Raw genomic sequence first — 11,248 nt, forward strand, 5'->3', positions numbered from 1 at the left:
CACACTAGAATCATAATGATGCTAGTGTCCCATTGTTTCCAACGTTCGACCAGGGCGAATCGCTCTGACAGGATAGTTGATCGGTGCAGCCGTGCCAGCGGTCGCGCTCTGGCCGCAATGCCTTGCGAACCGCTAGCCGCCGTGCCGCGCCCCAAACCGTTGACCGTGCTCGCGTCTCGGTGGCGCCCGCAATTCCACTTGGCGCCGAAACAGGCTAAAGGGTCGGCCGATGCCGTCTTCGATTCCACCGCGCCACCAGCAAAGACATTCATCATGACCGCCCCCGTCGCCATCATCATGGGCAGCCAGTCCGACTGGAACACGATGCGCCATGCCGCTGAAACCCTGACGGCGCTCGGCATTGCGCACGAGGCCCTCATTGTGTCGGCACACCGGACCCCGGAGCGGCTGTTTGCCTTCGCCAAGGGCGCCAAGGGCGCCGGCTTCGAGGTGATCATCGCCGGCGCCGGCGGCGCCGCCCATCTGCCCGGCATGACCGCCTCGCTGACCGAACTGCCGGTCTTCGGCGTGCCGGTGGAATCCAAGGCGTTGTCCGGGGTGGATTCGCTCTACTCCATCGTTCAGATGCCGGCCGGCATCCCGGTCGGCACCCTCGCCATCGGCAAGGCCGGCGCGATCAACGCGGCGCTGCTGGCCGCCAGCGTGCTGGCGCTCCACGACGCGCCGCTCGCCGGCCGTCTTGCGGCCTGGCGGCGCCAGCAGACCGATGCCGTGAGCGAGCGACCGGAGGATCCGGCGTGACGACCGCAGCACGCAAGCTCAGGCCGGGTGACACCATCGGCATTCTCGGCGGCGGCCAGCTCGGCCGCATGCTGGCGATGGCTGCGGCGCGCCTCGGGCTCAAGGCCCAGGTGTTCTCACCGGACCCGGATTCGCCCGCCTTCGATGTGGTCCAGCACGCCACCTGCGCCGAATATGCCGACGTCGAGGCGCTGGAGCTGTTTGCCGCCGATGTCGACGTCATCACCTATGAATTCGAGAACGTGCCGGCGGCGACCGCGATGATCCTCGCCGCGCGGCGCCCGGTGCTGCCCGCGACCAGCGTGCTCGAAACCACCCAGGACAGGCTGGCGGAGAAGAATTTCGTCACCGGCCTCGGCATCGCCACCGCGCGCTACGCCGACGTCGGGTCGGTCGACGCCCTCTGCCGTGCTCTCGACCAGATCGGCCGGCCGGCGGTGCTCAAGACCCGCCGCTTCGGCTACGACGGCAAGGGCCAGGTGAAGGTGCAGGAGGGCGACGATCTCGACGCGCGCTGGACCGAGCTCGGCAGCAGTTCCGCGATCCTCGAGGCCTTCGTGCCGTTCGAGAAGGAAATTTCGGTGATCGCGGCCCGCGGCACCGATGGCGAGGTGGTGTGCTTCGACATCACCGAGAACGAGCACCGCGACCACATCCTGAAATACTCCTACGCCCCGGCCCGAATTCCCGACACCGTGGCCGCCGAGGCCCGCTCCATCGCCACCACCATCGCCGACGCGCTCGGCTATGTCGGGGTCTTCGCGGTCGAAATGTTCGTTCTGGCGGACGGCTCCGCCCCGCGCCTCCTGGTCAACGAGATCGCGCCGCGGGTCCATAATTCGGGCCACTGGACCCTCGACGGTGCCTCGATATCGCAGTTCGAACAGCACGTCCGGGCGATCGCCGGCTGGCCGCTGGGCCACCCGGTCCGCCACGGCGACGTCACCATGACCAACCTGATCGGCGACGACGTGCTTGGCTACGAGCGCTGGCTGCAGGTTCCCGGCGCCACCGTCCACCTCTACGGCAAGGGCGTGCCCCGGCCGGGCCGCAAGATGGGTCATGTTACCGAGATCCGGGCGCATTCCGCCGGCGCGGTCAAGGCGGGCAAATAAGCTCGATCCGGCCGCCAAAAGCCGCGGTGCGGCGATGGACATTGCCGGCCCGATCTGCTATGTCCGCGCCCTTGATGCGACTGGCGTGGCCCTTTGCCGGCCTTCGCGATCTTCAGAATTTTCATAGTTTTAGACCAGACAAAAGGATGCCGCGTGCAGGTTCTCGTTCGCGATAACAACGTCGATCAGGCTCTCAAGGCGCTCAAGAAGAAGATGCAGCGCGAGGGCATTTTCCGCGAGATGAAGCTCCGCGGACACTACGAAAAGCCCTCTGAGAAGAAGGCTCGCGAAAAGGCCGAGGCTGTGCGCCGCGCCCGCAAACTGGCCCGCAAGAAGCTGCAGCGCGAAGGCCTGCTGCCGATGAAGCCGAAGCCGGCCTTCGGCGCCGACCGTGGCCGGCCGGGCGCCAGTGCGGGTCCGCGCGGACCGCGCTGAACGCCACGTTTGCGGAACGAAGCTTTTCGAAGCCGGATTCCGAAGACATCTCGGTTGAAAGACGCGTCAGATGAAAGAAGCGGGCCCTTCGGTCCGCTTTTTTATTTGCTGATCTGATTTGCTGATCTGATCGGGGAAGGCGGCGATCGTCGCCTCTGTCTGCCTGGCCTATTGCGGCACGACCGAATTGATGACGGAGCGGGCGGCGGACAGCATGTCCTCGGCCATATTGGTCTTGGCCTGCTGGGCCGAGGCGGACAGGTCGATGGGCGGGGCAGCGGGAATGTCGGCCGGCGGTACCATCCGACGGCGTTCGCCGACCGTCGTGCCATCGGACGAGGCCGACTGCAGCGGCTGGACGCGAGGGGCCGAGACCGGCCCCTGGACCGGCGCAGCGACCACCACCGGCGGCGGCAGCGGCTGCACCAGCCCCTGAGACGGCCCGTTGCCGGCGCTCGCGGTTCCCATGGTCGAAGCCGTGCCAGTTGTCGCGGCGGCCGAGGTCCCCGAGGCGGGTGCCGCGGTAACGACGCTGGCGCGCGGCGGATCCGCCGGCCGCGCCTCGGTGGAGCCCCGCAGCCGATCGATTGCCGCGCGGGCGAGTTCGTTGGCGTCCCGCCGCTCCTCGGCACCGGCCGGGGCCGCGGCGACGCTGGCGGCGGGTTCGACGACCGGCGCAGGCTTGCCGCGCACCACCCTCTCACGCGGATTGGGATGCTTGGCCTCGACGGCCGCCTTGTCCGCGAGGGCCTTTTCGGACGCCGCCTTTTCAGCAGCGACCTTTTCGGCAGCCGCCTTCTCGGCCGTCGCCCTGTCGGCGTTCGCCTTGTCCGGGATCGCCCTGTCCGGGATCGCCCTGGCGGTATCGGACGCCGCGGCCGGCTTGGCGGGCGAGGCCTTGGTCCCGGCCTTGTTCGAAGCCTGCTCGGGGGTAGCGGCGGCATCGGAATAGGCCGCCGCCTTGGGGGCGCCGGGGTCGGATTTCGGGTTGATGTAATGATTGACGATGTACGCCCCCAGCACGGTCGCAATCACCGAGGGCAATATCTGGAGAAAGAAACTTGAAATGAATTTCATCATCGACCAGCCACCTGCATCCCCGCGCGCTTGATGCTGGAACTTTTGGGCCGATTGAGGGATCAACTGCGACCCTTCGATGGCAGCGATCAAAAGCGCGACGGCGCGCCACTTATGGCACGAAGATCAGCAACAGGAAAACTGCAAAAACCACAACGTGGACCAGCCCGAAGAGAATGCTGGTCCGCCCGGTGCGGAACGGTCGCGGCGGCCACCGCCGGAACCGTCAACCCGATGGTCGCTGGTGTCCTGTCTCCGAATTACCGCTTCATTTGCCTCACCCGCGCACGGTCATTCGGAGACATCAGGACACTAGCAAAATCAAAAAGCTAGTGTGGTGGATCTGACGCTCGTTTCAGTATTGCAGCGAGTTCTTCGAACGAGCGTCAGATCCGAAACCACACTAGAATCATAATGATGCTAGTGTCCCCTTGTTTCCAACGTTCGTATGAGCGCCTGCTGCAATGGGATACGAACGTTGGAAACGGGACACTAGTGCGCGAAGATCCCAGCGCGAGATTGATGCTCTTCCGCAGATCGTTGCGGCGCGCGCCGGGCACCCGCCGCGGCGCCCGCCGGCATCAGGATCATCGCCTCCGGGCCACCTCGATCGGCGTGACCGACAGCGTCGGCGACGAGGTGCCGTAAGGCTCGCCGAGGCTGCGCCGCCGCCGGGTCACATCGCCTTGACGACGCTCTCCGTCACCTTCTTGGCGTCACCGAGCAGCATCATCGTGTTGTCGCGATAGAACAGCGGATTGTCGATGCCAGCGTAGCCGGAGGCCAGCGACCGCTTGATGAACATCACGGTGGCGGCCTTCCAGACCTGGAGCACCGGCATGCCGTAGATCGGCGACTTCGGATCGTCTTCGGCCGCCGGATTGGTGACGTCGTTGGCGCCGATCACGAACGCGACATCGGCCTGGGCGAATTCCGAATTGATGTCCTCGAGCTCGAACACCTCGTCATAGGGCACGTTGGCTTCCGCCAGCAGCACGTTCATGTGCCCCGGCATGCGGCCGGCCACCGGGTGGATGGCGTATTTGACCTCGACACCCTCCTTCTTGAGCATGTCGGCCATTTCGCGCAGCGCGTGCTGGGCCTGGGCCACCGCCATGCCGTAGCCCGGCACGATGATGACCTTCTGGGCGTTCTTCATGATGAAGGCGGCGTCGTCCGCCGAGCCGAGCTTGACCGGCCGCGCCTCGCCGCCACCTGCCGCCGCCACGGCGGTCTCGCCGCCGAAGCCGCCAAGGATGACCGAAACGAACGACCGGTTCATCGCATGGCACATGATGTAGGACAGAATCGCGCCGCTCGAGCCGACCAGGGCGCCGGTGATGATCAGCGCCGAATTGCCCAGGGTGAAGCCGATGCCCGCCGCCGCCCAGCCGGAGTAGGAGTTCAGCATCGAGATCACGACCGGCATGTCGGCGCCGCCGATCGGGATGATCAGCAGTGCGCCGATCGCCAGCGCGAGGACGGTGATGATCCAGAAATCGACCTGTCCCTGGAACGCCACCAGACGATAGATGAACACCACGAGCGCGACGACCAGCACGACATTGATGACGTGGCGCGCCGGCAGGATGATCGGCTTGCCGCTCATGCGGCCCGACAGCTTGAGGAAGGCGATCACCGATCCGGTGAAGGTCAGCGCGCCGATGGCGACACCGAGCGACATCTCGACGAGGCTCGAGCCGTGGATGCTGCCGCGGGCCCCGATGTCGAAGGCCTCGGGGGCGTAGAACGCCGCCGCCGCGACCAGCACCGCCGCCATGCCGACCAGCGAGTGGAAGGCGGCGACCAGCTCCGGCATCGAGGTCATCGGCACCCGCCGCGCGATCACCGCGCCGATGCCGCCGCCGATGGCGATGCCGAGGATCACCAGACCCCAGGCCAGGGTGCCCGATGGCGGATGTCCCGCGAGGGTGGTGGCGATGGCGATGCCCATGCCGACCATGCCGAGCAGGTTGCCCTGACGGCTCGACGCCGGGCTGGACAGTCCGCGCAGCGACAGGATGAAGAGGACGCCGGCGAGCAGATAGAGCAGTGCGGAGAGATTGGCGTTCATCGTGGGCCCCTGCTCACTTCTGCTTCTTCTTGTACATCGCCAGCATGCGCTGGGTGACAAGGAACCCACCGAAGATGTTCACCGATGCGAAAACCAGGGCGACGAAACCGAAGCCGCGCGCCCAGAGCGACGATCCGCTGTTGCCGATCAGCTCGACCCCGACGGCGAGCAGCGCGCCGACCACGATCACCGAGGAGATCGCGTTGGTCACCGACATCAGCGGAGTGTGGAGCGCCGGTGTCACCGACCACACCACGAAGTAGCCGACGAACACGGCGAGAACGAAGATCGACAGCCGAAACACGAACGGATCGACGGCCTGCACAACATGCTCCATGGCGACGCTCCTTATGCGCTTTTCGGCTGGAAGTTCGGATGGATGACGGCGCCTTCCCGGGTCAGGGCGGTGGCCTTGACCAGTTCATCGTCCCATTTCACCGCCACGGTCCTGGCCGCCTTGTCGACGAGCGTCTCGATGAAGGAGAAAAGGTTGCGGGCATAGAGGCCGGAGGCGGATGCGGCGACGCGTCCGGCGAGATTGGTGTAGCCGACGACCTTGACGCCGCCGAGGTCGGCGACCTCGCCGGCCCTCGCACCCTCGACATTGCCGCCGCGCTCGACCGCGAGGTCGACCAGCACCGAACCCGGCTTCATCGAACGCACCATCTCGGCGCTGACGAGACGCGGCGCCGGCCGGCCCGGGATCAGCGCGGTGGTGATGACGATGTCCTGCTTCTTGATGTGCTCGGCGGTGAGTGCGGCCTGCTTGGCCTGGTACTCCTTGGACATTTCCTTGGCGTAGCCGCCGGCGGTCTCCGCCTGCTTGAACTCCTCGTCCTCGACGGCGATGAACTTGGCGCCGAGCGATTCGACCTGCTCCTTCACCGCCGGCCGCACGTCGGTCGCGGTCACCACCGCGCCGAGACGGCGGGCGGTGGCGATCGCCTGCAGCCCGGCGACGCCGACGCCCATGACGAACACCTTCGCCGCCGGCACCGTGCCGGCCGCGGTCATCATCATCGGGAAGGCGCGGCCGAAGGACTCGGCAGCCTCGATCACCGCACGGTAGCCGGCAAGGTTGGCCTGGGAGGACAGCACGTCCATGACCTGGGCGCGGGTGATGCGCGGCATCAGCTCCATGGCGAACGCCGCGACCCCGGCATCGGCCATCGTCTTGAGCGCGGCATCGTTGCCGTAAGGATCCATGATCGCGATCACCAGGGCGCCGCGCTTGTAGCGTCCCAGCTCGGCCGCTTCCGGCCGCCGCACCTTGATGACGATGTCGGCGCCGCTGACCGCATCGGCGGCGATGGTGGCACCGGCGGCTTCGTAGTCGGCATCGGGAATGCCCGAACGCAGGCCGGCACCGGGCTCGACCGCGACCTCAGCACCGAGCGCCTTGAACTTCTTCACGGTCTCCGGCACGGCGGCAACGCGCGGCTCGGCATCGATCTCTCTAGGGACTGCGATTTTCATGGGGGCTCCCGCGGCCTGACGGTCGCGCATGAAGGTGGGACTCCGGCGGCGCGGGCCGCCGGCAGACCGACTGGAATCAGACGAGGAAGAACGCCATCAGCACGAGAATGATGACGACGGCCGCAGTGCCGTATTTGACGAGATTCAAAAAGCCCACATAGGTCGCTTCATGGGCCGCGTAGTCGTTGCCGTCCGCGGTCGAATAAGAAAGCTCGTGGCCTGCCATTGGTCCCCTCCAGCGCCATTCAAAAAGGTATCGGGAATTAGCCTAATTGCCGAGCGAGGGCAACGTCCGGCCCTCGCTTCTCCGCTTGGCTGTGTCTGTTCTGCGACAGTGCCCTGTGCAGCTGCAGCACGAATTCAACAGCCGTTCAGCACGCGGCGTCAGCCCATGCTTTCCAGCTCCGCGATCATGCCTTCGATCACCGACAGGCCGCCGTCCCAGAACGCGGGATCCTTGGCATCGAGACCGAAGGGCGCGAGCAGCTCGCCGTAGTGCTTGGTGCCGCCGGCCGAGAGCATCGCGAGATAGCGCTCGGCGAAGCCCTCCGCCGCGCGCTCGTAGACCGCGTAGAGCGAATTCACGAGGCAGTCGCCGAAGGCGTAGGCGTAGACATAGAACGGCGAATGGATGAAGTGCGGGATGTACATCCAGAAGGTCTCGTAGCCCGGCTTGATCTCGATCGCCGGCCCGAGACTCTCGCCCTGCACGCTGAGCCAGATCTCGCCGATGCGCTCCGCCGTCAACTCGCCGTTGCGCCGTTCGGTATGGATGGCCCGTTCGAACGAGTAGAAGGCGATCTGCCGGACGACGGTGTTGATCATGTCCTCGACCTTGCCGGCGAGCAGCGCCTGGCGCTGCGCCCTGGTCCGGGCCGCGGCCAGCAGACGCTTGAAGGTGAGCATCTCGCCGAACACGCTCGCGGTTTCGGCCAGGGTGAGCGGCGTCGGCGCCATCAGCGGGCCGTTGGGCGCCGCGAGCACCTGATGGACGCCGTGACCGAGTTCGTGGGCCAGCACCATGACGTCGCGCGGCTTGCCCTGGTAGTTGAGCAGCACATAGGGATGCGCAGACGGCGTCGTCGGGTGGGAGAAGGCGCCCGGCGCCTTGCCCGGCCGCACCGGCGCATCGATCCAGCGCTCGGTGAAGAAACGCTCGGCGATCGTCGCCATCCTGGGCGAGAAGGCCTCGTAGGCGGTCAGCACCATGTTCCGCGCCTCGGGCCAGGCGATCGTCGCCGTGGTGGCGAAGGGCAGCGGTGCGTTGCGGTCCCAATGCGCCAGCTTCTTCTTGCCGAACCAGCGCGCCTTCAACGCATAGTAACGGTGCGACAGTCGCGGATAGGCGGCCCGGACGGACGCCACCAGCGCGTCCACCACCTCGCGTTCGACGCGGTTGGCGAGATGCCTTGAATCGGCGATGTCGGCAAAGCCGCGCCAGCGATCGGAGATCTCCTTGTCCTTGGCGAGGGTGTTGGTGATCAGGGCGAAGCTGCGCTCGTTGGCCTTGAAGGTCCTGGCCAGGGCCGCGGCCGCCGCCTTGCGCTTGGCCGGCGCGCGATCCTGCAACAGATTGAGCGTCGGCTCGATGGCGAGATCGCGGCCGCCGACCTTGAAGCGCAGGCCGGCGATGGTCTGATCGAACAGCCGGTTCCAGGCCCCTGCCCCGGTCACCGACTTCTCGTGGAAGAGCTGCTCGACCCTGTCCTCGAGCTGATAGGGCTTGTCCTTGCGGGTGTCCTCGATCCACGGCCGGTAATGACCGAGCTCAGGCGTCGCGGCCATGGCCGCCTCGATCACCGCGTCGTCGATGCGGTTGAGCTCCAGGGTGAAGAACAGGAGGTGCACCGAGGCCGTGGTGATCAGCTCGGAAACATCGCCGTAGAATTTCGAGATCGCCGGATCGACCGTGTTCCCGGCATGCATCAAGCCGGCATAGGACATCAGCCGGCCGGCGAGATCGTCGATCTCCTCGAGGCTGCGGATTGCCGCAGCGAGCCACTCGCCGCCATCGGCACGCGCCAGCCCCTCGGCCAGCTTGCCCTTGTAGGCGCTCTCGAAGGCGGCGCAGTCGGCATCGAGCTTGTCGAGATCATGGACGACCTCAGGCGCATCGGTCGCCGCATAAAGATCGGTCAGATTCCACTCGGGCAGCCGGCCACCGCCGGCCTTGGCGGCCGGCCGCGCCGATTTGGCGGCGGCTGGCTTGGCCTTGGTCGCAGCCTTGCGGGCGGCAGGGGTGGCTTTGCGGCGGGTCGCGGAACGGGGGGACATGAAGGGGGCAACCTCGGCTGGACATTTCAGGCGGCGGCGAGCGCCATCGCCAGCATAGGGGCGGCCAACGATCCGGATCAACCGGCGAGACCGCTCGCGGCCGCGCCGAGACCGGCTGGTTCCGTGCCGGATCGGCCCGCCGGCGAAGACCGCTCCCGCACCGAGCTTCGGTTGAGGCCTTACTTGGCGCCTTAACAGGGTCTTAACGTTCTGCGGCGACAGTGCCCCAATTCGGGACAAAGCCTTGCAATCTCAGTGGAGTGGAAATGCCCACGCGTATCCTCATCGCCGACGACGACGCTGTTCAGCGCCGGCTGGTCGAAAACATGGTGCAGCGATTCGGATACGAAGCGGTCGTGGTTGACAGCGGCGACGCCGCGCTGGCGGTGCTGACGGCGACCGACGCGCCGGAGATCGATGCCATGGTGCTCGACCTCGTCATGCCCGGCCTCGATGGGCTCGGCGTGCTCGCCAAGATGCGCGAGGCCGGCATCGCCGTGCCGGTGATCGTGCAGACCGCCCACGGCGGCATCGACAATGTGGTCTCGGCGATGCGCGCCGGCGCCCAGGACTTCGTCGTCAAGCCGGTCGGCGCCGAACGACTGCAGGTCAGCCTGCGCAACGCCCTGACCACCAGCGCGCTGAAGGGCGAATTGCAGCGCATCCGGCACAGCCGCGAAGGCCGCCTCACCTTCAAGGACATCGTCACCCGCAGCGAAGCCATGGAGAAGGTGCTGCGGACCGCGAAGAAGGCCGCAGCCGCCAGCATTCCGGTGCTGATTGAAGGCGAATCCGGCGTCGGCAAGGAATTGATCGCCCGCGCCGTTCACGGCTCCAGCGAACGATCGAGCAAGCCTTTCGTCGCGGTCAATTGCGGCGCCATTCCCGACAACCTCGTCGAGTCGATCCTGTTCGGCCACGAAAAGGGCGCCTTCACCGGCGCCACGGAGAAGCATACCGGCAAATTCGTCGAGGCCTCCGGCGGCACGCTGTTCCTCGACGAGGTCAGCGAATTGCCGCTCGCCGCCCAGGTCAAGCTGCTGCGCGCGCTGCAGGAGGGCGAGGTCGAGGCGGTCGGCGGAAGGCGGCCGGTGAAGGTCGATGTCCGGATCATTTCGGCCACCAACCGGCAGTTGCTCGACCACGTCAAAGCAGGCCATTTCCGCGAGGATCTGTTCTACCGCCTGCACGTGCTGCCGCTCACGGTGCCGCCGCTGCGTGCCCGCCGCGAGGACATTCCGCTGCTGGCGCGGCATTTCCTCGCCCGGTTCTGTGCCGAGGAAAGCCGCCACATCACCGGCGTGGACGCCGAGGCCATGGCGCGCCTCGCCCAGGCCGACTGGCCGGGCAACGTCCGCCAGCTCGAGAATACGCTGTACCGCGCCGTGGTCATGAGCGATGGCGTTCAGCTGACCCTCGCCGACTTCCCGCAGCTCACGGCGGCCTCGCCCGCCCCAGCCTCGAGCCCGGCTCCCGCCGACATGGCCCTGACGCTGACCCCCGCCCAGCCCGCGGTGGTGTCCGCGGCGGAGATTCCGATTGCCCCGCCGCTGCCGACTGCCGGCCAGCTCGCGATGCTGTCGGGCGACGGCGAAATCCGCCCCCTGGACGAACTCGAAAACGAAATCATCCGCTTCGCGATTTCCTACTACCGCGGCCAGATGTCCGAGGTGGCTCGCCGCCTTAAAATCGGCCGTTCGACGCTCTACCGCAAGCTCGAGGAGGCCGCGCCGGCCGGCGACGGCGAATGAACGGCATCAAGTGCGGTGGATCTGACGCTCGTATCAGTATTGCAGCGAACTCTTCATACGCGCGTCAGATCCAGAACCGCACTAGAATCATAATCATGCTAGTGTCCTTATGTCTCCGAATGACCGTGCGAGCATGAGGCAAATGGAGCGGTAATTCGGAGACAGGACACTAGGCTGGCGCGGCCAGGCCCCCGCGTCGCCTCTAATGATTCGGCTACTGATTCGGTGTCCCTGCCCGCTCATCGCCGCGGGAAAGCCGACATGAACCGTTGCGGCGTGGTGAC

The 11,248-nt window shown here is 66.5% G+C and carries 11 protein-coding genes; 5 read left to right on the plus strand and 6 right to left on the minus strand.

Features of this window, described 5'->3' with window-relative positions; genetic code table 11:
* The first annotated feature begins 273 nt into the window (after positions 1 to 273).
* The 3 genes from purE (at position 274) to rpsU (ending at position 2,312) form a co-directional block, all read left to right on the plus strand.
* Positions 274 to 762 (plus strand): 5-(carboxyamino)imidazole ribonucleotide mutase, encoded by a 489-nt coding sequence (gene purE, locus DB459_RS04630; RefSeq protein ID WP_253711760.1) that lies wholly within the window; start codon positions 274 to 276, stop codon positions 760 to 762.
* Positions 759 to 1,877: a 5-(carboxyamino)imidazole ribonucleotide synthase gene (locus DB459_RS04635; protein ID WP_253711761.1), complete on the plus strand. Its 1,119-nt coding sequence runs from the start codon at positions 759 to 761 to the stop codon at positions 1,875 to 1,877. The genes purE and DB459_RS04635 overlap by 4 nt, the downstream gene beginning before the upstream one ends.
* A 153-nt stretch (positions 1,878 to 2,030) precedes the next feature.
* Positions 2,031 to 2,312, plus strand: a complete 282-nt coding sequence (gene rpsU / locus DB459_RS04640; RefSeq protein WP_253713424.1) for a 30S ribosomal protein S21 — start codon at positions 2,031 to 2,033, stop codon at positions 2,310 to 2,312.
* Between the two features lie 168 nt (positions 2,313 to 2,480).
* Here the strand turns inward: rpsU and DB459_RS04645 are convergent, their stop codons facing one another.
* Complete coding sequence (locus tag DB459_RS04645; protein WP_253711762.1) at positions 2,481 to 3,392, minus strand: cell envelope biogenesis protein TolA; 912 nt, start codon at positions 3,390 to 3,392, stop codon at positions 2,481 to 2,483.
* A gap of 519 nt (positions 3,393 to 3,911) precedes the next feature.
* Between DB459_RS04645 and DB459_RS27340 the strand changes: the two genes are divergently transcribed.
* The gene (locus DB459_RS27340) at positions 3,912 to 4,037 is read left to right on the plus strand and encodes a hypothetical protein (protein WP_256519307.1); all 126 of its coding nucleotides are present in this window, start codon (positions 3,912 to 3,914) and stop codon (positions 4,035 to 4,037) included.
* A 28-nt stretch (positions 4,038 to 4,065) separates the two neighbouring features.
* Here DB459_RS27340 and DB459_RS04655 read toward each other — a convergent pair whose 3' ends face one another.
* The 5 genes from DB459_RS04655 to DB459_RS04675 form a co-directional block, all read right to left on the minus strand.
* Entirely contained in the window at positions 4,066 to 5,463 is a 1,398-nt protein-coding gene (locus DB459_RS04655) for an NAD(P)(+) transhydrogenase (Re/Si-specific) subunit beta (RefSeq protein ID WP_253711763.1), read from the minus strand.
* 13 nt (positions 5,464 to 5,476) lie between these two features.
* Positions 5,477 to 5,800: a proton-translocating transhydrogenase family protein gene (locus DB459_RS04660; protein ID WP_253711764.1), complete on the minus strand. Its 324-nt coding sequence runs from the start codon at positions 5,798 to 5,800 to the stop codon at positions 5,477 to 5,479.
* Between the two features lie 11 nt (positions 5,801 to 5,811).
* Positions 5,812 to 6,939 carry a Re/Si-specific NAD(P)(+) transhydrogenase subunit alpha gene (locus DB459_RS04665; protein WP_253711765.1) on the minus strand — a complete coding sequence of 376 codons (1,128 nt, stop codon included), beginning with the start codon at positions 6,937 to 6,939 and terminating at the stop codon, positions 5,812 to 5,814.
* A 76-nt stretch (positions 6,940 to 7,015) separates the two neighbouring features.
* The gene (locus tag DB459_RS04670; RefSeq protein ID WP_253711766.1) at positions 7,016 to 7,165 is read right to left on the minus strand and encodes an aa3-type cytochrome c oxidase subunit IV; all 150 of its coding nucleotides are present in this window, start codon (positions 7,163 to 7,165) and stop codon (positions 7,016 to 7,018) included.
* Between the two features lie 158 nt (positions 7,166 to 7,323).
* Positions 7,324 to 9,213 (minus strand): M3 family oligoendopeptidase, encoded by a 1,890-nt coding sequence (locus DB459_RS04675; RefSeq protein ID WP_253711767.1) that lies wholly within the window; start codon positions 9,211 to 9,213, stop codon positions 7,324 to 7,326.
* Between the two features lie 266 nt (positions 9,214 to 9,479).
* Here DB459_RS04675 and DB459_RS04680 point away from each other — a divergent pair, with 266 nt between their 5' ends.
* Positions 9,480 to 10,964 (plus strand): sigma-54 dependent transcriptional regulator, encoded by a 1,485-nt coding sequence (locus tag DB459_RS04680; RefSeq protein WP_253711768.1) that lies wholly within the window; start codon positions 9,480 to 9,482, stop codon positions 10,962 to 10,964.
* Positions 10,965 to 11,248: the final 284 nt, after the last annotated feature.

Source organism: Bradyrhizobium sp. WD16 (assembly GCF_024181725.1).
GTDB lineage: Bacteria > Pseudomonadota > Alphaproteobacteria > Rhizobiales > Xanthobacteraceae > Bradyrhizobium_A.